Raw genomic sequence first — 23689 nt, forward strand, 5'->3', positions numbered from 1 at the left:
CGCGAGGTCATACCAACATGTTTTATCCGGATCCTTTTGACGTCATTATCATTGGCGGGGGTCATGCAGGTACCGAGGCCGCAATGGCCGCTGCACGCATGGGTCAGCAGACCCTGCTTTTGACACACAATATCGACACGCTGGGACAGATGTCCTGTAACCCGGCGATCGGCGGTATTGGTAAAGGACATCTGGTTAAGGAAGTGGATGCTCTCGGCGGGCTGATGGCGAAGGCGATCGATCAGGCCGGTATTCAGTTTAGGATACTAAACGCCAGCAAAGGCCCGGCCGTGCGCGCTACCCGCGCTCAGGCGGATCGCGTGCTGTACAAACAGGCCGTGCGTACCGCGCTGGAAAATCAGCCGAACCTGATGATCTTCCAGCAGGCCGTGGATGACCTGATCGTGGAAAACGATCGCGTCGTGGGCGCCGTCACGCAGATGGGCCTTAAATTCCGCGCCAAAGCAGTGGTGCTGACGGTCGGTACTTTCCTCGACGGCAAAATTCATATCGGGCTTGATAACTACAGCGGCGGCCGTGCAGGCGATCCGCCTTCCGTACCGCTGGCGCGTCGACTGCGTGAACTGCCGCTGCGCGTCAGTCGCCTGAAAACCGGGACGCCGCCGCGTATCGATGCGCGCACTATCGATTTCAGCGTGCTCGATCAGCAGCATGGCGACAACCCAATGCCGGTCTTTTCGTTCATGGGGTCTGCGAGTCAACATCCGCGCCAGGTGCCGTGCTACGTCACGCACACCAACGAAAAAACCCATGACGTGATCCGCAATAACCTCGATCGCAGCCCGATGTACGCAGGCGTTATCGAGGGGATCGGGCCGCGCTACTGCCCGTCGATCGAAGATAAAGTGATGCGCTTCGCCGATCGCAACGCGCACCAGATCTTCCTTGAGCCTGAAGGGCTCACCAGTAACGAAATTTATCCGAACGGCATCTCGACCAGCCTGCCGTTTGACGTGCAGATGCAAATCGTCCGTTCCATGAAGGGAATGGAGAACGCGAAAATTGTGCGTCCGGGCTATGCCATTGAGTACGATTTCTTCGACCCACGCGACCTGAAACCGACGCTTGAGAGCAAATACATCCAGGGACTGTTCTTCGCCGGCCAGATCAATGGCACCACCGGTTACGAAGAAGCTGCGGCCCAGGGGCTGCTGGCAGGCCTGAACGCCGGGCGTTACTCCGCCGATAAAGAAGGCTGGGCGCCGGGCCGTTCTCAGGCTTATCTTGGCGTGCTGGTGGATGATCTCTGCACGCTCGGCACCAAAGAGCCGTACCGCATGTTTACCTCGCGTGCCGAATATCGCCTGATGCTGCGTGAAGACAACGCCGATTTGCGTCTGACCGAAGCCGGTCGCGAAATGGGCCTGGTTGACGACGCGCGCTGGGCACGTTTCAACGAGAAGCTGGAAAACATCGAGCGCGAGCGCCAGCGTCTGAGAAGCACCTGGGTGACGCCGACCTCGGCCACCGTAGAAGCGATCAATGCGACCCTCACCGCGCCGCTCTCTCGCGAGGCCAGCGGCGAAGATCTGCTGCGCCGCCCGGAAATGACCTATGCTCAGTTGACCACGCTTGAGGCTTTCGCCCCGGCGCTGGAAGACGCGCAGGCGGCGGAGCAGGTTGAAATTCAGGTGAAATACGAAGGCTATATCGCCCGCCAGCAGGATGAGATCGAAAAACAGCAGCGCAACGAAAGCACGCTGCTGCCGGCGACGCTTGATTATCGCCAGGTGAATGGCCTCTCCAATGAGGTGATCGCCAAACTTAACGATCATAAACCGGCGTCGATTGGCCAGGCGTCCCGTATCTCCGGGATCACGCCTGCCGCCATTTCCATTTTGCTGGTCTGGCTGAAGAAACAGGGGCTACTGCGCCGCAGTGCCTGAGTACCGTCTCTTTTCGGGCCAGCCTATGTCTGGCCCTTTTTATATGGAAAAACCGTCGTGCTGAATACACTGACCCGCCTGCTGGATGACGCAGGGATTTCGCTGCCCGAACACCAGAAAGCGCAGCTGGTGGCCTATGTCGATATGCTGAACAAGTGGAACAAGGCCTATAATCTCACGTCTGTACGTGACCCGAACGAGATGCTGGTACGCCACATCATGGACAGCATCGTGGTGGAGCCGCATCTGAACGGCTCGCGTTTTATCGATGTCGGCACGGGGCCTGGCCTGCCTGGCGTGCCGCTGGCGATCGTGCGCCCTGACAGCCATTTCACCCTGCTGGACAGCCTCGGTAAGCGCGTGCGCTTTTTGCGTCAGGTGCAGCATGAGCTGAAGCTCGAAAACATCACGCCTGTGCAAAGTCGCGTTGAGACGTTCCCTGCCGAGCCGCCGTTTGACGGCGTTATCAGCCGCGCGTTCGCCTCGCTCTCCGATATGGTGAACTGGTGTCATCACTTGCCAGGAGAGCAGGGCCGTTTTTATGCGCTGAAAGGCCAGCGTCCGGATGATGAAATCACCGCGCTGCCGGCAGGTTTTGCTGTTGAAGAAATCGTCAGGCTGTCGGTTCCTCGTCTCGACGGCGAACGCCATCTGGTTATCCTTAAAGCAAACAGAACTTAATATTTATCAAAAAAAGTAGAAATAAGACGCGATTGATGCGCCGGTAAAAAAACCAGACACGATCGTAATAACAACCGCTTATTTCACTTTTTATTAACTTGTTCGCAGCTTAAACATAACGAAGCACCCTTTGCACCAAAAAACAAATAGTCACGTATGAAAATATAAGGGTGCTATATTGAGCGCGAAGCGTGATAACGGGACGTAAATTGTTTCCCGTAGATGTCAATGAAAGGTTTTTATCGTGTTTCGGGGTGTTTTAAAAAGATTAAGCTTTAAAGGTTTTTAAATACAAAGGGTTATCAGGTGCGCATTCCTAAAGGAGGTGACAAACCTTGAGCAGGAATTGTTTATAATGTGATCTCGTGCACGCTTTATTCGCAAGCTTCGCGCGCAATTCGCGTTTTTCGCTTTTGCTTTGAGGTTTGCACAAAAGTTGCAAAAACGCGGCCCTGAAAATTATTTAAACATTTATTCACCTTTTGGCTACTTATAGTTTGAAATCACGTGCTCGCCCCGTATAATTTGAGCGCTTTTTGAGGCTTGACTCAGAGCGTCAAAGAACGTTTTATACGACACGCGACATACCTCAAAGGGAGCAGTAGCGAAAATGTCTGCGTCGCTTATGAGTAAAAAAGTGGCCCGCAAGCTCCTGCTCATCCAGTTTATCGCGGTGCTGGCGGCAGGGTTGCTGTTTTGCCTCAAAGACCCTTTCTGGGGCCTCTCTGCGATATGCGGGGGGCTGGCAGTGTGGCTGCCGAATGTGCTGTTTGTGAATTTTGCCTGGCGTCATCAGGCGCATACACCCGCTAAAGGCCGCGTGGCCTGGTCTTTCGCCCTCGGCGAAGCGTTTAAGGTGGTTGCGACCTTTACCTTGCTGGTGGTGGCGCTGGCGTGTTTGAAGGCGGTTTTTTTGCCGCTGATCGTGACGTGGGTTTCGGTGCTGGTTGTGCAGATACTGGCGCCAGCTGTAATTAACAACAAAGGGTAAGAGGCATCATGTCTGCAGGAGAAATCTCGACGCCGCAGGATTACATAGGCCACCATCTGAATAACCTTCAGATTGACCTGCGTACATTCTCGCTGGTGGATCCGCATAACCCCCCGGCCACCTTCTGGACGCTCAATATCGACTCCATGTTCTTCTCGGTGGTGCTGGGCCTGTTATTCCTGGTTCTGTTCCGTAAAGTCGCGAAGCACGCGACCAGTGGCGTTCCGGGCAAATTCCAGACAGCGGTAGAGCTGGTCATCGGCTTTGTGCATGGTAGCGTGAAAGACATGTACCATGGCAAAAGCAAGCTTATTGCGCCGCTGGCCCTGACGATTTTCGTCTGGGTATTCCTGATGAACCTGATGGATTTGCTGCCTATCGACCTGCTGCCGTACATCGGCGAGCACGTATTTGGTCTGCCTGCTCTGCGCGTGGTGCCGTCTGCTGACGTGAACATCACCCTCTCCATGGCGCTGGGCGTGTTTATCCTCATTCTTTTCTACAGCATCAAAATGAAAGGCGTTGGCGGCTTTACTAAAGAGCTGACGCTGCAGCCGTTCAATCACCCGGTATTTATTCCGGTCAACCTGATCCTGGAAGGTGTTAGCCTGCTGTCCAAACCGGTTTCTCTCGGTCTGCGACTGTTCGGCAACATGTATGCCGGTGAGCTGATTTTCATTCTGATTGCGGGTCTTCTGCCGTGGTGGTCACAGTGGATTTTGAATGTGCCGTGGGCCATTTTCCACATCCTGATCATTACGTTGCAGGCCTTCATTTTCATGGTTCTGACGATTGTCTATCTGTCGATGGCATCTGAAGAGCATTGATTTTTTACTCAACACTACTGCGTTTTAACTGAAACAAACTGGAGACTGTCATGGAAAACCTGAATATGGATCTGCTGTACATGGCTGCCGCTGTGATGATGGGTCTGGCGGCAATCGGTGCTGCGATCGGTATCGGCATCCTCGGGGGCAAATTCCTGGAAGGCGCTGCGCGCCAGCCTGATCTGATTCCTCTGCTGCGTACTCAGTTCTTTATCGTAATGGGTCTGGTGGATGCTATCCCGATGATCGCTGTGGGTCTGGGTCTGTACGTGATGTTCGCCGTCGCGTAGTAAACGAAATTGTCTGACTTAACAGGCAATATCAGAACATTAACCAGATAAGAGGCATTGTGCTGTGAATCTTAACGCAACAATCCTCGGCCAGGCCATCGCGTTTGTCCTGTTCGTTCTGTTCTGTATGAAGTACGTATGGCCGCCAATTATGGCTGCCATCGAAAAACGTCAGAAAGAAATTGCTGACGGTCTGTCTTCTGCAGAACGCGCTAAAAAGGATCTGGAGCTTGCACAGTCCAACGCGACCGACCAGCTGAAAAAAGCGAAAGCGGAAGCCCAGGTGATTGTTGAGCAGGCGAACAAACGTCGCGCTCAGATCCTGGACGAAGCGAAAGCTGAAGCAGAACAGGAACGTAACAAAATCGTGGCGCAGGCCCAGGCCGAAATCGAAGCCGAGCGTAAACGTGCCCGTGAAGAGCTGCGCAAGCAGGTTGCTATCCTGGCTGTTGCTGGCGCCGAGAAGATCATTGAACGTTCCGTGGATGAAGCTGCTAACAGCGACATCGTGAATAAACTGGTCGCTGAACTGTAAGGAGGGAGGGGCTGATGTCTGAATTTGTAACGGTAGCTCGCCCCTACGCCAAAGCAGCTTTTGACTTTGCCGTCGAACACCAAAGCCTCGACCGCTGGCAGGATATGCTGGCGTTTGCCGCCGAAGTGGCCAAAAACGAACAGATGGCTGAGCTTCTCTCTGGCGCCCTGGCGCCAGAATCGCTCGCTAAGTCGTTTATCGCAATCTGTGGTGACCAGTTAGACGCCAATGGCCAGAACCTGATTCAGGTGATGGCGGAAAATGGCCGTCTGAAGGTGCTTCCTGATGTTCTTGAGCAGTTCATTCAGTTACGCGCAGCCCTTGAGGCTACCGTTGAAGTCGAAGTGACTTCTGCCAGCGCGCTGAGCGATGAACAGCTTGCGAAAATCAGCGCCGCGATGGAAAAACGTCTGTCACGCAAAGTGAAGCTGAATTGCAAAATTGATAAGTCTGTAATGGCAGGCGTTATCATCCGTGCGGGTGATACGGTCATTGACGGCAGCGTGCGCGGCCGTCTTGAACGCCTCGCAGACGTCTTGCAGTCTTAAGGGGACTGGAGCATGCAACTGAATTCCACCGAAATCAGCGAACTGATCAAGCAGCGCATTGCTCAGTTCAATGTTGTGAGTGAAGCTCACAACGAAGGTACTATCGTTTCTGTAAGTGACGGTGTTATCCGTATCCACGGCCTGGCCGATTGTATGCAGGGTGAAATGATCTCCCTGCCGGGTAACCGTTACGCTATCGCACTGAACCTGGAGCGCGACTCCGTAGGTGCGGTTGTTATGGGTCCGTACTCTGACCTCGCCGAAGGCATGAAGGTCAAATGTACTGGCCGTATTCTGGAAGTGCCGGTTGGCCGTGGCCTGCTGGGTCGCGTCGTTAACACCCTCGGCGCGCCGATCGACGGTAAAGGTCCGGTAGACAACGATGGCTTCTCGCCAATCGAAGTTATCGCACCGGGCGTTATCGACCGTCAGTCCGTAGACCAGCCTGTACAGACCGGTTATAAGTCCGTCGATGCCATGATCCCAATCGGTCGTGGTCAGCGTGAACTTATCATCGGCGACCGTCAGACCGGTAAAACCGCGATGGCTATCGACGCCATCATCAACCAGCGCGATTCCGGTATCAAATGCGTGTACGTGGCTATCGGCCAGAAAGCGTCCACCATTTCTAACGTGGTTCGTAAGCTGGAAGAGCACGGCGCGCTGTCCAACACCATCGTTGTGGTCGCGACCGCGTCTGAATCCGCAGCGCTGCAATATCTTGCGCCGTATGCCGGTTGCGCCATGGGCGAATACTTCCGTGACCGCGGCGAAGACGCGCTGATCGTTTACGATGACCTGTCTAAACAGGCTGTCGCTTACCGTCAGGTTTCCCTGCTGCTCCGTCGTCCGCCAGGACGTGAAGCGTTCCCGGGCGACGTGTTCTACCTCCACTCCCGTCTGCTGGAGCGCGCATCCCGCGTTAACGCGGAATACGTTGAGAACTTCACCAAAGGTGCAGTGAAAGGTAAAACCGGCTCCCTGACCGCGCTGCCGATCATCGAAACCCAGGCGGGTGACGTTTCCGCGTTCGTTCCGACCAACGTAATCTCCATTACCGATGGTCAGATCTTCCTGGAAACCAACCTGTTTAACTCCGGTATTCGTCCGGCGGTTAACCCGGGTATCTCCGTATCCCGTGTGGGCGGTGCTGCTCAGACCAAGATCATCAAGAAACTGTCCGGTGGTATTCGTACCGCGCTGGCGCAGTATCGTGAACTGGCGGCGTTCTCTCAGTTCGCATCCGATCTGGACGAAGCAACCCGTAAACAGCTGAGCCACGGCCAGAAAGTCACTGAACTGCTGAAGCAGAAACAGTACGCGCCGATGTCTGTTGCACAGCAGGGTCTGGTGCTGTTCGCGGCTGAACGCGGTTACCTCGAAGATGTGGAACTGGCGAAAATCGGTAGCTTCGAAGCCGCTCTGCTGGCTTACGCTGACCGTGACCACGCTCCGCTGATGCAAGAGATCAACCAGAACGGTGGCTATAACGATGAGATCGAAGGCAAGCTGAAAAGCCTCCTCGACTCCTTCAAAGCAACCCAGTCCTGGTAACGTCTGGCGGCTTGCTGTAAGGCAAGCCGCAAGGCATTGAGGAGAAGCTCATGGCCGGCGCAAAAGAGATACGTAGTAAGATCGCAAGCGTCCAGAACACGCAAAAGATCACTAAAGCGATGGAGATGGTCGCCGCTTCCAAAATGCGTAAATCGCAGGATCGCATGGCGGCCAGCCGTCCTTATGCAGATACCATGCGCAAAGTGATTGGTCACCTTGCTACCGGTAATCTGGAATATAAACACCCTTACCTGGAAGAACGCGACGTTAAACGCGTGGGCTACCTGGTGGTGTCGACTGACCGTGGTCTGTGCGGCGGCTTGAACATCAACCTGTTCAAGAAAGTGCTGGCAGATATGAAAGCATGGTCCGATAAAGGCGTTCAGTGCGATATCGCAATGATCGGCTCCAAAGGCGTTTCTTTCTTCAATTCAGTAGGCGGCAACATCGTGGCGCAGGTCACCGGCATGGGAGATAACCCTTCCCTGTCAGATCTGATTGGCCCGGTAAAAGTGATGCTGCAGGCTTATGATGAAGGCCGTCTGGACAAGCTTTACGTGGTCAGCAACAAATTTATTAATACCATGTCTCAGGCTCCGACCATCACTCAGCTGCTGCCGCTGCCGGCATCAGAAGACGATGAGTTGAAGCACAAATCCTGGGATTACCTGTACGAACCCGATCCGAAGGCGCTGCTGGATACCCTGCTGCGTCGCTATGTCGAATCGCAGGTTTATCAGGGTGTGGTTGAAAACCTGGCCAGCGAGCAGGCCGCACGAATGGTGGCGATGAAAGCCGCGACCGATAATGGCGGCAGCCTGATTAAAGAGCTGCAGTTGGTGTACAACAAAGCTCGTCAGGCCAGCATTACTCAGGAACTCACCGAGATCGTCTCGGGGGCCGCCGCGGTTTAACCAGGTTATTTCGTAGAGGATTCAAGATGGCTACTGGAAAGATTGTCCAGGTAATCGGCGCCGTGGTGGACGTCGAGTTCCCTCAGGATGCCGTACCGAAAGTGTACGATGCCCTTGAGGTAACGAATGGTAATGAGCGTCTGGTGCTGGAAGTCCAGCAGCAGCTCGGCGGCGGTATCGTACGTACCATCGCGATGGGTTCTTCCGACGGTCTGCGTCGTGGTCTGCCTGTTGCAGACCTTGAGCACCCGATCGAAGTGCCGGTAGGTAAAGCGACGCTGGGTCGTATCATGAACGTCCTGGGTCAGCCTATCGACATGAAAGGCGATATCGGCGAAGAAGAGCGTTGGGCGATTCACCGCGCGGCGCCGTCCTATGAAGAGCTGTCCAGCTCTCAGGAACTGCTGGAAACCGGCATCAAAGTAATCGACCTGATGTGTCCGTTCGCGAAGGGCGGTAAAGTCGGTCTGTTCGGTGGTGCGGGCGTGGGTAAAACCGTAAACATGATGGAGCTCATCCGTAACATCGCGATCGAGCACTCCGGTTACTCCGTGTTTGCAGGCGTGGGCGAGCGTACCCGTGAAGGTAACGACTTCTACCACGAAATGACCGACTCCAACGTTCTGGATAAAGTATCCCTGGTTTACGGCCAGATGAACGAGCCGCCGGGAAACCGTCTGCGCGTTGCGCTGACCGGTCTGACCATGGCAGAGAAATTCCGTGACGAAGGTCGTGACGTTCTGCTGTTTGTCGACAACATCTACCGTTACACCCTGGCCGGTACTGAAGTATCCGCACTGCTGGGCCGTATGCCTTCAGCGGTAGGTTATCAGCCGACGCTGGCGGAAGAGATGGGCGTTCTGCAGGAGCGTATCACCTCCACCAAAACCGGTTCTATCACCTCCGTACAGGCGGTATACGTACCGGCGGATGACTTGACTGACCCGTCACCAGCCACCACCTTTGCGCACCTTGACGCCACCGTGGTACTGAGCCGTCAGATTGCTTCTCTGGGTATCTACCCGGCAGTTGACCCGCTGGATTCCACCAGCCGTCAGCTGGACCCGCTGGTTGTTGGTCAGGAGCACTACGACACCGCGCGTGGCGTGCAGTCTATTCTGCAGCGTTACCAGGAACTGAAAGACATCATCGCCATCCTCGGTATGGACGAACTGTCTGAAGAAGACAAACTGGTGGTAGCTCGCGCGCGTAAGATCCAGCGCTTCCTGTCCCAGCCGTTCTTCGTGGCAGAAGTCTTTACCGGTGCGCCGGGCAAATACGTGTCGCTGAAAGACACCATCCGTGGCTTTAAAGGCATCATGGAAGGCGAATACGATCATCTGCCGGAGCAGGCGTTCTACATGGTTGGCTCCATTGATGAAGCCGTGGAAAAAGCCAAAAAACTTTAACGCCTTAATCGGAGGGTGACATGGCAATGACTTACCACCTGGATGTCGTCAGCGCAGAGAAACAGATGTTCTCTGGTCTGGTCGAGAAAATCCAGGTTACGGGTAGCGAAGGCGAGCTGGGGATTTACCCGGGCCACGCGCCGCTGCTCACCGCCATTAAGCCTGGTATGATCCGCATCGTGAAACAGCACGGCCACGAAGAGTACATTTATCTCTCCGGCGGCGTGATGGAAGTGCAGCCGGGCAACGTAACCGTGCTGGCTGACACCGCGATTCGCGGCCAGGATCTCGACGAAGCGCGAGCCCTGGAAGCGAAGCGTAAAGCGGAAGACCATATCCGTAGCTCCCACGGTGACGTGGACTACGCTCAGGCTTCCGCTGAGCTGGCCAAGGCGATCGCCAAACTGCGCGTTATCGAGTTGACCAAGAAAGCGATGTAACACCGGCTTGAAAGTGAAAAGCCAGCCTGGGCGACCCGGCTGGCTTTTTTATGTCCGCTATCTACGATGTGAAAAGCTGTTTTATTATTTTTGTGATTATCATCACAAAATATTGATCGGTTGATAAAAGCCGCGTAGACTTGATTTTGTGAATGAGATCACATTTAAGTGCGGAGGACACATGAAACTTATCAATAAAATCATCTCTTATTTCAACAACATGAGCGTATCTTTCGGTACTTTCAATCTGTAATATTCCTGCGTTGCCCGCGCCTTTCAGCGCGTGGCGAGCATGAAAAGGGTCGCCACAGCGCGGCCTTTTTTGTTTTTTTCAAAAGCCCCCGTCTTCTTGTCGCTGTTTTTTGCGCTCAGCTGTCCGGAAAGGATGAATTTACGCTCGTTTTCGCTACGCTTTATTCCAGACGCAAAAAAACAGCATCCCTTTGTTTTCTTAAGCGATAAAATCACACAAGACATTCTGCGCGCCCTTTTCGGCGTTCAGACATACATTCAGCGCCTGCATAACATGGTAAAACAGGCGAAAAGCGGCAATTTGCCCACAGCCCGTTTTATGCTGAAAAATATGTAGAATTTCGGGCGCTAAATCGCTTTACTTCACTCACTTTCATAAGACAGGACGACTATGTCTAGCCATGCTATGAGCGTTGTGATCCTTGCCGCCGGCAAAGGCACGCGCATGTACTCCGATCTTCCAAAAGTGCTGCACACTCTGGCCGGGAAGCCGATGGTGCAGCATGTCATTGACGCCGCGAAACATGTCGGCGCGCAAAATATTCATCTGGTTTATGGCCATGGCGGCGATCTGCTGCAAAACACCCTGAAAGACGCCTCGCTTAACTGGGTGTTGCAGGCAGAACAGCTTGGCACCGGTCACGCGATGCAGCAGGCCGCGCCGTTCTTCAGCGACGACGAAGACGTGCTGATGCTCTACGGCGATGTGCCGCTGATCTCGGTCGAGACCCTGCAACAGCTCTGCGCGGCGAAACCGCAGGGCGGCATCGGTCTGTTGACCGTGAATCTCGACGATCCGACCGGCTATGGCCGCATCACCCGTGAAAACGGCAAGGTTTCCGGCATCGTTGAGCATAAAGACGCCAGCGACGCGCAGCGTCAGATCACTGAAATCAATACCGGCATTCTGGTCGCCAACGGCGCGGATCTGAAACGCTGGCTGGGCCAGCTCGACAACAACAATGCGCAGGGCGAGTTCTACATCACCGACATCATCGCGATGGCCTGGAACGAAGGCCGTGAAATAGCCGCTGTGCATCCGCAGCGTTTAAGCGAAGTGGAAGGGGTGAACAACCGTCTCCAGCTGTCGCGTCTTGAGCGCGTTTATCAGGCCGAGCAGGCGGAAAAACTGCTGCTGGCGGGCGTGATGCTGCGCGACCCGGCGCGTTTCGACCTGCGCGGCACGCTGAAACACGGGCGCGATGTCGAAATCGACGCTAACGTGATTATTGAAGGCGATGTCGTGCTGGGCGATCGCGTGAAGATTGGCGCAGGCTGCGTGATAAAAAACAGCGTTATTGGCGATGACTGCGAGCTAAGCCCGTACAGCGTTGTGGAAGACGCGCGTCTTGACGCCGCCTGCACCATTGGGCCGTTTGCGCGTCTGCGTCCGGGGGCCGAACTGCTGGAAGGCGCGCACGTTGGTAACTTCGTTGAGATAAAAAAAGCGCGGCTGGGTAAAGGCTCAAAAGCGGGCCACCTGACCTATCTGGGTGACGCGGAGATTGGTGATAACGTCAACATCGGCGCGGGCACTATTACCTGCAACTATGACGGCGCGAACAAACACAAAACCATTATCGGCGACGACGTGTTTGTCGGCTCCGACACCCAGCTGGTGGCGCCGGTGACGGTAGCCAGAGGCGCGACCATCGCCGCAGGGACGACCGTCACGCGCAACATCGCGGAAAACGAGCTGGTGCTCACCCGCGTGCCGCAGGTCCACAAACAGGGCTGGCGTCGCCCGGTGAAGAAAAAGTAACCACGCGGCGGGTGGCGTTACGTTCACCCGCCCCACTATTGAGTCCGCCGGATAACGCATCGCGCTCATCAGGCAGACCCGGGTGAGGAGATAAAGATATATTTCCCCCCACTAGCAGTACCTATAACGATAACCCCACTCTCTACAAGGCTCGGGGCGCCCGGAAAACGGGTAAACACAGGTCGTCGACAACGCATGGCGAAATGCCATTGTCAGGAACTTAATTATGTGTGGAATTGTTGGCGCAGTCGCGCAACGTGATATTGCTGAAATCCTTCTCGAAGGTTTACGTCGTCTTGAGTACCGCGGTTATGACTCCGCTGGTCTCGCGGTCGTGGACAGCGCCGGGCATATGACCCGCCTGCGCCGTCTCGGCAAAGTCCAGATGCTGGTTCAGGCGGCGGAAGAACATCCGCTGCATGGCGGCACCGGTATTGCTCACACCCGCTGGGCGACCCACGGCGAACCTTCTGAAGGCAATGCGCACCCGCATGTCTCCGGGCATATCGTGGTGGTGCATAACGGCATTATCGAAAACCACGAACCGCTGCGCGAACTGCTGAAAACGCGCGGCTACGAATTTGTCACCGAAACTGACACCGAAGTGATCGCGCACCTGGTGCACTGGGAGCTGGAGCAGGGCGGCACGCTGCGTGAAGCGGTACTGCGCGCCATTCCTCAGCTGCGCGGCGCTTACGGCACCGTCATCATGGATAACCGCGATCCGAGCGTCCTGCTGGCCGCCCGTTCTGGCAGCCCGCTGGTGATTGGCCTTGGCATGGGCGAAAACTTTATCGCCTCCGATCAGCTGGCGCTGCTGCCGGTGACCCGCCGCTTTATCTTCCTGGAAGAGGGCGATATCGCCGAAGTCACCCGCCGCTCCGTCGCTATCTTTAATACCCAGGGCGAAAGCGTTTCCCGCCCGGAAATCGAATCTAACGTGCAGTATGACGCCGGCGATAAAGGCATCTACCGTCACTACATGCAAAAAGAGATCTACGAGCAGCCGAACGCGATTAAAAACACGCTCGCCGGGCGCATCAGCCACGGTGAAGTGGATTTAAACGAGCTTGGCCCGAATGCCGATGAACTGCTGTCTCAGGTTGAGCATATCCAGATTGTCGCCTGCGGCACCTCGTACAACTCCGGCATGGTCTCCCGCTACTGGTTTGAAGCGCTGGCAGGCGTACCGTGCGATGTCGAAATCGCCTCGGAATTCCGCTATCGCAAATCCGCCGTGCGCCGCAACAGCCTGATGATCACGCTGTCGCAGTCCGGCGAAACCGCGGATACGCTGGCGGCGCTGCGTCTGTCCAAAGAGCTGGGCTATCTCGGCTCGCTGGCCATCTGTAACGTGCCCGGCTCGTCGCTGGTGCGTGAGTCTTCGCTGGCGCTCATGACCAAAGCCGGTACGGAAATCGGCGTGGCGTCCACTAAAGCGTTCACCACGCAGCTGACCGTTCTGCTGATGCTGGTGGCGAAACTGAGCCGCCTGAAAGGCGCGGACGCGTCCATTGAGCACGATATCGTTCACGGCCTGCAGGCGCTGCCGAGCCGTATCGAGCAAATGCTCTCGCAGGACAAACGCATCGAGGCGCTGGCAGAGGATTTCTCCGACAAGCACCACGCACTGTTCCTGGGCCGCGGCGATCAGTATCCGATTGCGCTGGAAGGCGCGCTGAAGCTCAAAGAGATCTCTTACATCCACGCCGAAGCTTACGCGGCAGGCGAGCTCAAGCACGGCCCGCTGGCGCTCATTGACGCCGATATGCCGGTTATCGTCGTGGCGCCGAACAACGAACTGCTGGAAAAACTGAAATCCAACATCGAAGAAGTCCGCGCCCGTGGCGGCGTGCTCTACGTCTTCGCCGATCAGGACGCCGGTTTCAGCAGCAGCGACAACATGAACATCATCCCGATGCCGCATGTTGAAGACGTTATCGCGCCGATTTTCTACACGGTGCCGCTGCAACTGCTGGCTTATCACGTCGCGCTCATCAAAGGCACCGACGTTGACCAGCCGCGTAACCTGGCGAAGTCCGTCACCGTGGAATAAGCCCTTTGCGCACGTGTTATGCTCTGAAGAGGTTGCCGGGAGGCAGCCTCTTTTTTTTCACAACGTCATGAAACGGATAGGTTATGTCGTTTATGCAGCGCCTCGCTGACACACGGTTTTATCAGCTCATCGCTTACAGCGCCGAGGTGGATGATGATATCGCCCACCGCAGGCTGCATAAGCTCAAACTTAGAATGGCTGAGCGTCACGACTTGCCAAATGTTCGCATTATCGGCTCGCGCCGTTTCTGGCGCGTACCGGTGGGGTGCGTCTATGCCATGGTATTAAGCGCCGTACTCAATCTCGTCGCGCTGCGGCCCGCTTTTTCTGTGCTGTGGATACTCTCAGGGGTTATCTGGCTGGTCCTGCTGATCCTCGTGACGCTGATGATAGAAAAAGGGCGGCACCGCGGTTTGCGGCTGTTTCTGTATAGCGAGTTTTTTCATGCGGCGTTAAGTCTGGCGACACTGATTGCCGGATTGATAGCGTGTCCCCTTTCCGGCGCGTTCTGGCTCTGCTGGAGCGCGGGCGCGCTACTGGTGTGGGCTGCGTGGCGAATGATGAACAGTGAGGAGATGTTCAGACTGGGCCGCTGGTGTCTCGCGAACAAAATGCGCCGCTTCCATACCACAGCGCTTCAGCGCCCGTCGAAAAAACGGGCATTAAAACGGGCAAAAAATCGCGATAAGCCAGACCGATAAGTAACGGATACGCGTGAGCCGTCTGGCGCCCTTGATAGCCGGGCACATGGATCAGCTCCCTGTCTTATACCTACAGGGAGCCCATCGCTTATTTAATCTTGCGTTTTAAATCTTCCAGTTCACGGGACAACTTATCGTTTTCCTGCTCCAGCGACCTCACCCGGCTTTCCAGATCGCTGTCCTTTCTGTCGTCTGAATAACGGTTTTGTTCTTTACGTTTGTACGCGTCAACGGCTTTTTCCACATCCGAAATATCGACGTTAGAAGGTGCGATAACGCCTTCGCTGGTAAAAATCGTGACAGGCGCGCCGTGAACGCGGCCACTGTGCGCATCCAGTTGAGCTGGCGCGGCATAACTTGTTGACGTAACAAGGAACAGTGACGCGACGGAGAAAAATGACAGTTTTTTTATCATTACGGCTATCCTTATAAATGTCGGGCGGGTTGCGGAATTATAAAAGCATTATTATTCATAAAGTTAAGTAAGAGATTTCTGCATCTTTTTCATTGTCATAAAACTGTCATAATTCGTACATTTATCTGTCACCAAACTGTCCTACTTTGCTCACCGTAGCCACGAAACAATAAATTACGAACACCAGCAGGAGACATTATGAAAGTTATGCGTACCACCGTCGCAACTGTTGTCGCCGCGACCTTATCTCTGAGCGCTTTTTCCGCTTTCGCGGCAGCAAGTCTGACTGGCGCGGGCGCAACATTCCCGGCGCCGGTGTATGCCAAATGGGCGGATACCTACCAGAAAGAAACCGGTAACAAGGTGAACTATCAGGGTATCGGCTCCTCCGGTGGCGTGAAACAAATCATTGCTAACACTGTTGATTTTGGTGCTTCTGACGCGCCGCTTTCTGACGAAAAATTACAGCAAGAAGGTCTTTTCCAGTTCCCGACCGTGATCGGCGGCGTGGTGCTGGCGGTTAACCTGCCGGGCTTCAAGTCTGGCGAGCTGGTGCTCGATGGCAAAACCCTCGGCGACATCTACCTTGGCAAAATCAAGAAGTGGGATGACGAGGCTATCGCCAAACTGAACCCAGGCAAAAAACTGCCGTCGCAGAACATCGCCGTGGTACGTCGCGCTGACGGTTCCGGTACGTCTTTCGTGTTCACCAGCTACCTGGCGAAAGTGAACGACGAGTGGAAATCGAAAATCGGCTCCGGCTCTACCGTTAACTGGCCGACCGGTCTCGGCGGTAAAGGCAACGACGGTATCGCCGCGTTCGTACAGCGTCTGCCGGGCTCTATCGGCTACGTGGAATACGCCTACGCCAAGCAGAACAACCTGACCTACACCAAACTGGTTTCCGCTGACGGCAAGCCGGTCGCCCCGACGGAAGAGAGCTTCTCTAACGCCGCTAAAGGCGTGGACTGGAGCAAATCTTTCGCTCAGGACCTGACCAACCAGAAAGGCGACGACGCATGGCCTATCACCTCTACCACGTTCATTCTGGTTCACAAAGAGCAGAAGAAACCTGAGCAGGGCGCCGAAGTGCTGAAGTTCTTCGACTGGGCGTACAAGTCAGGCGCGAAACAGGCTAACGACCTGGATTACGCCTCTCTGCCGGACAGCGTGGTTGAGCAGGTTCGCGCCGCATGGAAGACCAACGTAAAAGACAGCAGTGGTAAAGCGCTGTATTGATAGAGATTTACCGAAGATGGCGGATGGCGCTTCGCTTATCCGCCCTACAAAAATCCGGTAACATGCTGTTTTTTGTAGGCCCGGTACGCATCACGCTGCCGGGCATCATTCAAAACAGAGTTTAACTGAAGAGTGAAATATGGCTGCCACCAAGCCTGTATTTAACCCCCCAGGTAAAAAGGGCGATATGATTTTCAGCGCGCTGGTCCGACTGGCTGCGCTGATTGTGCTATTGCTGCTGGGCGGAATTATCGTGTCGCTGATTTTCTCTTCCTGGCCGAGCATGGAAAAATTTGGTTTTTCCTTCCTCTGGAACAAGGAATGGGATGCGCCGAATGAAAACTTTGGCGCGCTGGTACCGATTTACGGCACCCTGGTGACCTCCTTTATTGCGTTGCTGATCGCGGTTCCTGTGAGCTTCGGCATCGCGCTGTTCCTGACCGAACTGGCTCCCGGCTGGCTGAAGCGCCCGCTGGGCATCGCTATTGAGCTGCTGGCGGCGATTCCGAGTATCGTCTACGGCATGTGGGGCCTGTTTATCTTCGCCCCGCTGTTCGCGACGTATTTCCAGGAGCCGGTCGGCAACGTGCTGTCGGCTATTCCGTTTGTCGGCGCGCTCTTCTCCGGCCCGGCGTTCGGTATCGGCATTCTGGCGGCGGGTGTGATCCTCGCTATCATGATAATTCCTTATATCGCGGCCGTAATGCGCGATGTGTTCGAACAGACCCCGGTGATGATGAAAGAGTCGGCCTACGGTATCGGCTGCACCACCTGGGAAGTTATCTGGCGCATCGTGCTGCCGTTCACCAAAAACGGCGTCATCGGCGGCGTTATGCTGGGGCTTGGCCGTGCGCTCGGCGAAACCATGGCGGTCACCTTTATCATCGGCAACACCTACCAGCTCGACAGCGCTTCCCTTTATATGCCGGGCAACAGCATTACATCTGCGCTGGCGAATGAGTTCGCCGAAGCGGAATCGGGTCTGCATGTCGCCGCCCTGATGGAGCTCGGCCTGATCCTCTTTGTGATCACCTTTATCGTGCTGGCTATCTCCCGACTCATGATTATGCGTCTGGCGAAAAACGAGGGGGCGCGCTAATGGCGACTATCGAACTGCAAAACCCCGCTCAACTTGCGCAGTCGCGCCGTAAAATGCAGGCGAAGCGGCGCATGAAAAACCGCATCGCCCTGACGCTCTCGATGGCGACGATGGCGTTCGGCCTGTTCTGGCTTATCTGGATCTTATTCTCCACGGTATCGCGCGGTTTCGACGGCATGTCGCTGGCGCTCTTTACCGAGATGACGCCGCCGCCGAACACCGCGGGCGGCGGGCTTGCGAACGCGCTTGCGGGCAGCGGCCTGCTGATCCTCTGGGCGACGGTTATCGGTACGCCGCTTGGCATCATGGCGGGGATTTATCTCGCGGAATATGGTCGCAAGTCGTTCATCGCCGAAGTCATCCGCTTTATCAACGACATTCTGCTCTCCGCGCCGTCTATCGTGGTGGGCCTGTTCGTCTACACCATCGTGGTGGCGCAGATGGAGCACTTCTCCGGCTGGGCGGGCGTCATCGCGCTGGCGCTGCTGCAGGTGCCGATTGTTATCCGCACCACTGAGAACATGCTCAAGCTGGTGCCGGACAGCCTGCGTGAAGCGGCTTACGCGCTCGGCACGCCGAAGTGGAAGATGATCTCCGCTATTACGCTTAAAGCCTCGGTGTCAGGCATTCTGACCGGCGTGCTGCTGGCGGTGGCGCGTATCGCGGGCGAAACCGCCCCGCTGCTCTTTACCGCGCTCTCTAACCAGTTCTGGAGCACGGATATGATGCAGCCTATCGCCAACCTGCCGGTGACGATTTTCAAATTCGCCATGAGCCCGTTCGCCGAGTGGCAACAATTGGCCTGGGCAGGCGTACTGATTATCACCCTTTGCGTACTGCTGCTGAATATCCTGGCGCGCGTGCTGTTCGCCAAACGTAAACACGGTTAATTTTTTGACGGCGTGGCGCATCGCGACGCCGGATAAGGAAAACGATTGAGATGAGTATGGTTAATACGACCCCGAGCAAGATTCAGGTTCGCGATTTGAACTTCTACTACGGGAAATTCCATGCCCTGAAAAACATCAGCCTGGATATTGCCAAAAACGAAGTGACCGCGTTTATCGGTCCGTCTGGCTGCGGTAAATCCACGCTGCTGCGTACCTTCAACAAAATGTTCGAGCTCTACCCGGAGCAACGCGCGGAAGGCGAAATCCTGCTGGATGGCGAAAACATTCTCAACCACGCCCAGGATATCGCGCTGCTGCGCGCCAAAGTGGGCATGGTGTTCCAGAAGCCGACGCCGTTCCCGATGTCGATTTATGACAACATCGCCTTTGGCGTGCGCCTGTTTGAGAAACTCTCCCGCGCCGATATGGACGAGCGCGTGCAGTGGGCGCTGACCAAAGCCGCATTATGGAACGAAACCAAAGATAAGCTGCACCAGAGCGGCTACTCTCTCTCCGGCGGTCAGCAGCAGCGTCTGTGCATCGCGCGCGGTATCGCGATCCGCCCGGAAGTGCTTTTGCTTGATGAGCCGTGCTCCGCGCTGGACCCAATCTCCACGGGCCGTATCGAAGAGCTCATCACCGAGCTTAAGCAGGATTACACCGTGGTTATCGTGACGCACAACATGCAGCAGGCGGCGCGCTGTTCCGATCACACGGCGTTTATGTACCTCGGCGAGCTGATCGAGTTCAGTAACACAGACGATCTCTTCACCAAGCCGAAAATGAAACAAACCGAAGACTATATTACCGGTCGCTACGGTTGATATGCCCTGATATCTCATGTGGGCCGCTTTTGAATTTATCGGGCATGTGGAGTGCTAAATGGATAATCTGAATCTGAACAAACATATTTCCGGTCAGTTCAACGCTGAGCTGGAATACATTCGCACCCAGGTGATGACCATGGGCGGGCTGGTGGAGCAGCAGCTCTCCGATGCGATCACCGCCATGCACAACCAGGACAGCGAACTGGCCAAACGCGTCATCGACGGCGACAAAAAGGTCAACATGATGGAAGTGGCGATCGATGAAGCGTGCGTGCGCATCATCGCCAAGCGCCAGCCGACGGCGAGCGATCTGCGTCTGGTGATGGCCATCATCAAAACCATCGCCGAGCTGGAGCGCATCGGCGACGTGGCGGATAAAATCTGCCGCACCGCGCTTGAGAAATTCTCCCAGCAGCATCAGCCGCTGCTGGTCAGCCTTGAATCGCTGGGCCGTCATACCGTACAGATGCTTCACGACGTGCTGGACGCTTTCGCGCGTATGGATCTCGACGAAGCGGTGCGTATTTATCGCGAAGATAAAAAAGTGGATCAAGAGTATGAAGGCATCGTGCGTCAGCTGATGACCTACATGATGGAAGATTCGCGCACCATCCCGAGCGTGCTGACCGCGCTGTTCTGCGCCCGCTCTATCGAGCGTATCGGCGACCGCTGCCAGAATATTTGCGAATACATTTTCTATTTCGTGAAAGGCCAGGATTTCCGCCACGTCGGCGGCGACGAGCTGGATAAACTGCTCGCCGGGAAAGATCCGAAAGAATAAGCCTGTCGCCCTCGCCGCGCGCGAGGGCATTTTTGGGGCGCATGTCGCCCCTTTTGCGGATTTTACTCAATACTATAAGGGGTTACCGAGCCCGTTATAAAAAGGATAAATCCGTGAAATTACCTTCCCGTACCGCTCTCGCCGCCCTGCTAGGCTGCGCCAGTTTACCCGCTTTCAGCGCGCTGCCGCTGGCAACGCCCGACCCGTCCATTCCGGTCAGCCATTACATCACGCAGGTGAACCCCGATAAATCGATCACCTTCCGCCTGTTCGCCCCTGAGGCGCAGCGCGTCGCGGTGGTGATCGGCGCGACGGCGGACAGCCAGGTATCGCACGAGATGCGCAAAGAGGCCAACGGCGTCTGGAGTTGGAAAAGCGCGCCGTTAACACCGGATCTGCATGAGTATTTCTTTAACGTCGACGGTTTTCGCTCCATCGATACCGGCAACCCGTATGTGAAGCCGCAGCGCCAGCCCAATACGTCGCTGATTCTGGTGCCGGGCAGTATTATTGATGACCGGGCGGTGCCGCACGGCGAGATGCGCACGCTGACCTACCACTCCGGCGCGCTGAAATCGGAGCGCCGGGTGTATGTCTGGACGCCGCCGGGCTACAGCCACGACAGCGAGCCGCTGCCGGTGCTCTACTTCTATCACGGTTTTGGCGATACCGGGCTTTCTGCCGTCACCCAGGGCCGTATTCCGCAGATGATGGATAATCTGCTGGCGGAGGGCAAAATCAAGCCGATGCTGGTGGTTATCCCGGATACCGAAACGGATATCGCCGACGCCGTGCCGGAGAATTTCCCGCCCGCCGAGCGACGCAAAGACTTTTACCCGCGTAACGCCCGCGCGGCGGATAAAGAGCTGATGAACGACATCATTCCGCTGATCGGGCAGCGATTTAACGTTCGCCAGGACGCGCAGGGGCGCGCGCTGGCCGGGCTGTCGCAGGGCGGCTATCAGGCGCTGGTGTCGGGGATGACGCATCTGCAGAGTTTCGGCTGGCTGGCGTCGCTGAGCGGTGTCACCACCGCGACGGTGCCGAACGACGACGTGACGAAGCAGCTGTCCCGCGCGGACGACGTGAACAGTCAACTGCGTAACTTTACGCTGGTAGTAGGCGATAAAGACAGCGTGACGGGGCGGGATATCGCCGGGCTCAAAACCGAGCTTGAGCGCGACGGCGTGAAATTCGATTATCACGTCTATCCCGGGCTCGGTCATGAGATGGCAGTATGGCGTCCGGCCTATGCCGAATGGGTGCAGAAGATCTTTTAACGAGGGCCGTCAGCCGTGGTGGGTGCGCTTCGCTTACCCACCCTACGCAAATGCCGGGGCCCCGTAGGGCGTGGTAAGCGAAGCGCACCCGCCATCAACATTAACGCGTTATCTCCCAGCCGCGCGCCCGCCACAAGGCGGGCAACTGCGCTAAATCGGTAAATACCGTCACATTCGGGTGCTCAAGCGGCGGGTTATGCGGGTCGGCGCAAAAATAAAACACCTGCATTCCGGCGGCGATGCCTGCTTTCGCGCCCGCGGCGGAATCATCCACCAGGATGCAGCGCTCCACATTTACCTGCATCGCGTCGGCGGCGAAATGCATTAACGCCGGGTCGGGCTTCCAGCGCTGGATATCGTAGCCGCTAAAGAGTTTATCGGTGAAATAGCGCAACATGCCCGTTTTGCCGAGGGACTGCTGCATTTTGCTCACCGGGCCGTTCGAAACGATGCACATCGGCACATTCATCCGGGCCAAAAGCGCCGCTGCGCCTGGGATCTCCGCAAGCTCCGCGTCAAAAAGTCGCGCCACTTCCGCGCGGTAGACCGGTTCGAGTTCAGCTTTTTGCAGGTTCACGCCATATTCGTCATTGATCGTGTCAATGATTTCGTAGAGCTTCACGCCTTTAAAACGCTTAAACACGTCGTCGAGCTCAAGGGTGATGCCAGCCCGGGCGAACATATGCACATAAGCGCGGGAGCAGATAACTTCGCTATCCACCAGCGTGCCGTCGCAGTCGAAAAATACCGCTTCAATTCGGGACATGCCGTTTCCTGTTGTTGCAAGTTGAACGTTTACTCTAAGCGCTTTGCGTCACGCAATCGATGCCGTATAAGCAAATTCAATGAAAAAAAGTGTGTGACGACCATCAACATCGCTGCGTTTTGGTATAGGATAGCGACGAATTTTTCCCCTCCTTGTACGGAATTAAAGAATGAGCCAACAACCGACGTCCCAGGCCGAAGGGCAGGGATTGCTTGAGCGCGTGTTCAAATTACGCGCGCACGGCACTACGGCCCGCACCGAGGTCATTGCCGGGGTAACCACCTTCCTGACGATGGTGTATATCGTTTTTGTTAACCCGCAGATCCTCGGCGCGGCTGGGATGGATACCAGCGCTGTCTTTGTAACCACCTGTCTTATCGCCGCTTTCGGCAGCATTCTGATGGGCCTGCTGGCGAACCTGCCAGTGGCGCTGGCGCCTGCGATGGGCCTGAACGCCTTCTTCGCGTTTGTGGTGGTTGGCGCGATGGGCCTCTCCTGGCAGGTAGGCATGGGCGCGATTTTCTGGGGCGCGGTCGGCCTGCTGTTGCTGACGATTTTCCGCGTGCGCTACTGGATGATCGCGAATATTCCGGTAAGCCTGCGTATCGGCATCACCAGCGGTATCGGCCTGTTTATCGGCATGATGGGGCTTAAAAACGCGGGCGTTATCGTCGCGAACCCGGAGACGCTGGTCACTATTGGCAACCTCACTTCCCACACCACGCTACTGGGCGTGCTGGGCTTCTTTATCATCGCCATTCTCGCCTCGCGCAATATTCACGCGGCGGTGCTGGTTTCTATCGTGGTGACCACGCTGCTGGGCCTGGCGTTTGGCGACGTCCATTTCAAAGGCGTCGTGTCAGAGCCGCCGAGCGTTATGACGGTACTCGGCCATGTTGACCTCGCAGGTTCGCTCGATATCGGCCTCGCGGGCGTGATTTTCTCGTTTATGCTGGTGAACCTGTTCGACTCCTCCGGCACGCTGATTGGCGTGACCGATAAAGCCGGGCTCGCGGATGAAAGCGGCAAGTTCCCGCGCATGAAGCAGGCGCTGTACGTGGACAGCATTTCGTCCGTCGCGGGCTCGTTTATCGGCACCTCTTCCGTGACCGCGTATATCGAATCCTCCTCCGGCGTCTCCATTGGCGGGCGCACCGGCCTGACCGCCGTCGTTGTCGGTCTGCTGTTCCTGCTGGTGATTTTCCTGTCGCCGCTCGCGGGCATGGTGCCGCCTTACGCCGCTGCAGGCGCGCTGATTTATGTCGGCGTGCTGATGACCTCCAGCCTGTCGCGCGTGAAGTGGGACGACCTGACCGAAGCCGTGCCGGCGTTTATCACCGCCGTTATGATGCCGTTCAGCTTCTCCATCACCGAAGGCATCGCGCTCGGCTTCATCTCCTACTGCGTGATGAAAATTTTCACCGGTCGCCTGCGCGATCTGAACGCCTGCGTGCTGGTCGTGGCGCTGCTGTTCCTGCTGAAAATCGTCTTTATCGACGCGCACTAATCAAAAAGGCCAGCGAAT

The 23689-nt window shown here is 56.0% G+C and carries 24 protein-coding genes; 22 read left to right on the forward strand and 2 right to left on the reverse strand.

What is annotated here, in order from left to right; genetic code table 11:
* The first annotated feature begins 17 nt into the window (after nucleotides 1-17).
* The 15 genes from mnmG to AFK67_RS00075 all read left to right on the forward strand — a co-directional run bounded on the left by mnmG (nucleotide 18) and on the right by AFK67_RS00075 (nucleotide 14867).
* The gene (gene mnmG / locus AFK67_RS00005) at nucleotides 18-1907 is read left to right on the forward strand and encodes a tRNA uridine-5-carboxymethylaminomethyl(34) synthesis enzyme MnmG (protein WP_032991329.1); all 1890 of its coding nucleotides are present in this window, start codon (nucleotides 18-20) and stop codon (nucleotides 1905-1907) included.
* Nucleotides 1908-1964: 57 nt separating this feature from the next.
* Nucleotides 1965-2588 carry a 16S rRNA (guanine(527)-N(7))-methyltransferase RsmG gene (gene rsmG, locus AFK67_RS00010; RefSeq protein ID WP_007734300.1) on the forward strand — a complete coding sequence of 208 codons (624 nt, stop codon included), beginning with the start codon at nucleotides 1965-1967 and terminating at the stop codon, nucleotides 2586-2588.
* A gap of 610 nt (nucleotides 2589-3198) precedes the next feature.
* On the forward strand, nucleotides 3199-3579 hold the full coding sequence (gene atpI, locus AFK67_RS00015) for a F0F1 ATP synthase subunit I (RefSeq protein WP_007734302.1): 381 nt from the start codon (nucleotides 3199-3201) through the stop codon (nucleotides 3577-3579).
* An 8-nt stretch (nucleotides 3580-3587) separates the two neighbouring features.
* Nucleotides 3588-4406, forward strand: coding sequence for a F0F1 ATP synthase subunit A (gene atpB / locus AFK67_RS00020; RefSeq protein ID WP_007734303.1), 819 nt, complete (start codon nucleotides 3588-3590; stop codon nucleotides 4404-4406).
* Nucleotides 4407-4456: 50 nt separating this feature from the next.
* Nucleotides 4457-4696: a F0F1 ATP synthase subunit C gene (gene atpE, locus AFK67_RS00025; protein ID WP_000429386.1), complete on the forward strand. Its 240-nt coding sequence runs from the start codon at nucleotides 4457-4459 to the stop codon at nucleotides 4694-4696.
* 64 nt (nucleotides 4697-4760) lie between these two features.
* A complete protein-coding gene (atpF, locus tag AFK67_RS00030; protein ID WP_007734305.1) occupies nucleotides 4761-5231 on the forward strand; it encodes a F0F1 ATP synthase subunit B in 471 nt (156 codons plus the stop codon).
* Between the two features lie 14 nt (nucleotides 5232-5245).
* Nucleotides 5246-5779, forward strand: coding sequence for a F0F1 ATP synthase subunit delta (atpH, locus tag AFK67_RS00035; protein WP_007734310.1), 534 nt, complete (start codon nucleotides 5246-5248; stop codon nucleotides 5777-5779).
* A gap of 12 nt (nucleotides 5780-5791) precedes the next feature.
* Nucleotides 5792-7333 carry a F0F1 ATP synthase subunit alpha gene (gene atpA, locus AFK67_RS00040; RefSeq protein ID WP_007734311.1) on the forward strand — a complete coding sequence of 514 codons (1542 nt, stop codon included), beginning with the start codon at nucleotides 5792-5794 and terminating at the stop codon, nucleotides 7331-7333.
* A 50-nt stretch (nucleotides 7334-7383) separates the two neighbouring features.
* The gene (atpG, locus tag AFK67_RS00045; RefSeq protein ID WP_007734312.1) at nucleotides 7384-8247 is read left to right on the forward strand and encodes a F0F1 ATP synthase subunit gamma; all 864 of its coding nucleotides are present in this window, start codon (nucleotides 7384-7386) and stop codon (nucleotides 8245-8247) included.
* 26 nt (nucleotides 8248-8273) lie between these two features.
* On the forward strand, nucleotides 8274-9656 hold the full coding sequence (gene atpD, locus AFK67_RS00050; RefSeq protein WP_004386167.1) for a F0F1 ATP synthase subunit beta: 1383 nt from the start codon (nucleotides 8274-8276) through the stop codon (nucleotides 9654-9656).
* 20 nt (nucleotides 9657-9676) lie between these two features.
* Nucleotides 9677-10096: a F0F1 ATP synthase subunit epsilon gene (locus AFK67_RS00055; protein WP_032967707.1), complete on the forward strand. Its 420-nt coding sequence runs from the start codon at nucleotides 9677-9679 to the stop codon at nucleotides 10094-10096.
* Nucleotides 10097-10388: 292 nt separating this feature from the next.
* Nucleotides 10389-10685: a hypothetical protein gene (locus AFK67_RS00060; protein WP_235047936.1), complete on the forward strand. Its 297-nt coding sequence runs from the start codon at nucleotides 10389-10391 to the stop codon at nucleotides 10683-10685.
* A gap of 54 nt (nucleotides 10686-10739) precedes the next feature.
* Nucleotides 10740-12110: a bifunctional UDP-N-acetylglucosamine diphosphorylase/glucosamine-1-phosphate N-acetyltransferase GlmU gene (gene glmU, locus AFK67_RS00065; protein WP_032967708.1), complete on the forward strand. Its 1371-nt coding sequence runs from the start codon at nucleotides 10740-10742 to the stop codon at nucleotides 12108-12110.
* 226 nt (nucleotides 12111-12336) lie between these two features.
* The gene (gene glmS / locus AFK67_RS00070) at nucleotides 12337-14166 is read left to right on the forward strand and encodes a glutamine--fructose-6-phosphate transaminase (isomerizing) (protein ID WP_007734321.1); all 1830 of its coding nucleotides are present in this window, start codon (nucleotides 12337-12339) and stop codon (nucleotides 14164-14166) included.
* Between the two features lie 83 nt (nucleotides 14167-14249).
* Nucleotides 14250-14867, forward strand: coding sequence for a hypothetical protein (locus tag AFK67_RS00075; protein ID WP_007734323.1), 618 nt, complete (start codon nucleotides 14250-14252; stop codon nucleotides 14865-14867).
* A gap of 88 nt (nucleotides 14868-14955) precedes the next feature.
* Here the strand turns inward: AFK67_RS00075 and AFK67_RS00080 are convergent, their stop codons facing one another.
* Nucleotides 14956-15282: a hypothetical protein gene (locus AFK67_RS00080; RefSeq protein ID WP_007734327.1), complete on the reverse strand. Its 327-nt coding sequence runs from the start codon at nucleotides 15280-15282 to the stop codon at nucleotides 14956-14958.
* Between the two features lie 198 nt (nucleotides 15283-15480).
* On the opposite strand from AFK67_RS00080, the gene pstS reads away from it, so the two are divergent.
* From pstS to AFK67_RS00110, 6 genes are all read left to right on the forward strand, one after another.
* The gene (gene pstS / locus AFK67_RS00085; protein ID WP_007734329.1) at nucleotides 15481-16521 is read left to right on the forward strand and encodes a phosphate ABC transporter substrate-binding protein PstS; all 1041 of its coding nucleotides are present in this window, start codon (nucleotides 15481-15483) and stop codon (nucleotides 16519-16521) included.
* A 139-nt stretch (nucleotides 16522-16660) separates the two neighbouring features.
* On the forward strand, nucleotides 16661-17620 hold the full coding sequence (pstC, locus tag AFK67_RS00090) for a phosphate ABC transporter permease PstC (protein WP_007734331.1): 960 nt from the start codon (nucleotides 16661-16663) through the stop codon (nucleotides 17618-17620).
* The gene (gene pstA / locus AFK67_RS00095) at nucleotides 17620-18510 is read left to right on the forward strand and encodes a phosphate ABC transporter permease PstA (protein WP_007734333.1); all 891 of its coding nucleotides are present in this window, start codon (nucleotides 17620-17622) and stop codon (nucleotides 18508-18510) included. The genes pstC and pstA overlap by 1 nt, the downstream gene beginning before the upstream one ends.
* A 50-nt stretch (nucleotides 18511-18560) precedes the next feature.
* Nucleotides 18561-19334 carry a phosphate ABC transporter ATP-binding protein PstB gene (gene pstB / locus AFK67_RS00100; protein WP_007734335.1) on the forward strand — a complete coding sequence of 258 codons (774 nt, stop codon included), beginning with the start codon at nucleotides 18561-18563 and terminating at the stop codon, nucleotides 19332-19334.
* A 58-nt stretch (nucleotides 19335-19392) separates the two neighbouring features.
* On the forward strand, nucleotides 19393-20118 hold the full coding sequence (gene phoU, locus AFK67_RS00105) for a phosphate signaling complex protein PhoU (RefSeq protein WP_007754112.1): 726 nt from the start codon (nucleotides 19393-19395) through the stop codon (nucleotides 20116-20118).
* A 113-nt stretch (nucleotides 20119-20231) separates the two neighbouring features.
* The gene (locus tag AFK67_RS00110; RefSeq protein ID WP_081591135.1) at nucleotides 20232-21398 is read left to right on the forward strand and encodes an alpha/beta hydrolase-fold protein; all 1167 of its coding nucleotides are present in this window, start codon (nucleotides 20232-20234) and stop codon (nucleotides 21396-21398) included.
* 100 nt (nucleotides 21399-21498) lie between these two features.
* Here the strand turns inward: AFK67_RS00110 and yieH are convergent, their stop codons facing one another.
* Nucleotides 21499-22164: a 6-phosphogluconate phosphatase gene (yieH, locus tag AFK67_RS00115; protein ID WP_038875797.1), complete on the reverse strand. Its 666-nt coding sequence runs from the start codon at nucleotides 22162-22164 to the stop codon at nucleotides 21499-21501.
* A gap of 169 nt (nucleotides 22165-22333) precedes the next feature.
* Here yieH and AFK67_RS00120 point away from each other — a divergent pair, with 169 nt between their 5' ends.
* Nucleotides 22334-23671, forward strand: coding sequence for an NCS2 family permease (locus tag AFK67_RS00120; RefSeq protein WP_007732944.1), 1338 nt, complete (start codon nucleotides 22334-22336; stop codon nucleotides 23669-23671).
* Nucleotides 23672-23689: the final 18 nt, after the last annotated feature.

Source organism: Cronobacter dublinensis subsp. dublinensis LMG 23823, from assembly GCF_001277235.1.
Lineage (GTDB): Bacteria > Pseudomonadota > Gammaproteobacteria > Enterobacterales > Enterobacteriaceae > Cronobacter > Cronobacter dublinensis.

Excerpts from the sequence above, each read along its gene's own strand:
- AFK67_RS00075 (WP_007734323.1), top strand. The coding sequence starts at position 14,250 with ATGTCGTTTATGCAGCGCCTCGCTGACACACGGTTTTATCAGCTCATC.
- mnmG (WP_032991329.1), top strand. The coding sequence starts at position 18 with ATGTTTTATCCGGATCCTTTTGACGTCATTATCATTGGCGGGGGTCAT.
- atpA (WP_007734311.1), top strand. The coding sequence starts at position 5,792 with ATGCAACTGAATTCCACCGAAATCAGCGAACTGATCAAGCAGCGCATT.
- phoU (WP_007754112.1), top strand. The coding sequence starts at position 19,393 with ATGGATAATCTGAATCTGAACAAACATATTTCCGGTCAGTTCAACGCT.
- atpG (WP_007734312.1), top strand. The coding sequence starts at position 7,384 with ATGGCCGGCGCAAAAGAGATACGTAGTAAGATCGCAAGCGTCCAGAAC.
- glmU (WP_032967708.1), top strand. The coding sequence starts at position 10,740 with ATGTCTAGCCATGCTATGAGCGTTGTGATCCTTGCCGCCGGCAAAGGC.
- AFK67_RS00060 (WP_235047936.1), top strand. The coding sequence starts at position 10,389 with ATGAAAAGGGTCGCCACAGCGCGGCCTTTTTTGTTTTTTTCAAAAGCC.
- pstB (WP_007734335.1), top strand. The coding sequence starts at position 18,561 with ATGAGTATGGTTAATACGACCCCGAGCAAGATTCAGGTTCGCGATTTG.
- atpE (WP_000429386.1), top strand. The coding sequence starts at position 4,457 with ATGGAAAACCTGAATATGGATCTGCTGTACATGGCTGCCGCTGTGATG.
- atpH (WP_007734310.1), top strand. The coding sequence starts at position 5,246 with ATGTCTGAATTTGTAACGGTAGCTCGCCCCTACGCCAAAGCAGCTTTT.
- AFK67_RS00120 (WP_007732944.1), top strand. The coding sequence starts at position 22,334 with ATGAGCCAACAACCGACGTCCCAGGCCGAAGGGCAGGGATTGCTTGAG.
- glmS (WP_007734321.1), top strand. The coding sequence starts at position 12,337 with ATGTGTGGAATTGTTGGCGCAGTCGCGCAACGTGATATTGCTGAAATC.
- atpB (WP_007734303.1), top strand. The coding sequence starts at position 3,588 with ATGTCTGCAGGAGAAATCTCGACGCCGCAGGATTACATAGGCCACCAT.
- atpI (WP_007734302.1), top strand. The coding sequence starts at position 3,199 with ATGTCTGCGTCGCTTATGAGTAAAAAAGTGGCCCGCAAGCTCCTGCTC.
- pstC (WP_007734331.1), top strand. The coding sequence starts at position 16,661 with ATGGCTGCCACCAAGCCTGTATTTAACCCCCCAGGTAAAAAGGGCGAT.
- atpD (WP_004386167.1), top strand. The coding sequence starts at position 8,274 with ATGGCTACTGGAAAGATTGTCCAGGTAATCGGCGCCGTGGTGGACGTC.
- AFK67_RS00080 (WP_007734327.1), bottom strand. The coding sequence starts at position 15,282 with ATGATAAAAAAACTGTCATTTTTCTCCGTCGCGTCACTGTTCCTTGTT.
- pstS (WP_007734329.1), top strand. The coding sequence starts at position 15,481 with ATGAAAGTTATGCGTACCACCGTCGCAACTGTTGTCGCCGCGACCTTA.
- pstA (WP_007734333.1), top strand. The coding sequence starts at position 17,620 with ATGGCGACTATCGAACTGCAAAACCCCGCTCAACTTGCGCAGTCGCGC.
- AFK67_RS00055 (WP_032967707.1), top strand. The coding sequence starts at position 9,677 with ATGGCAATGACTTACCACCTGGATGTCGTCAGCGCAGAGAAACAGATG.
- yieH (WP_038875797.1), bottom strand. The coding sequence starts at position 22,164 with ATGTCCCGAATTGAAGCGGTATTTTTCGACTGCGACGGCACGCTGGTG.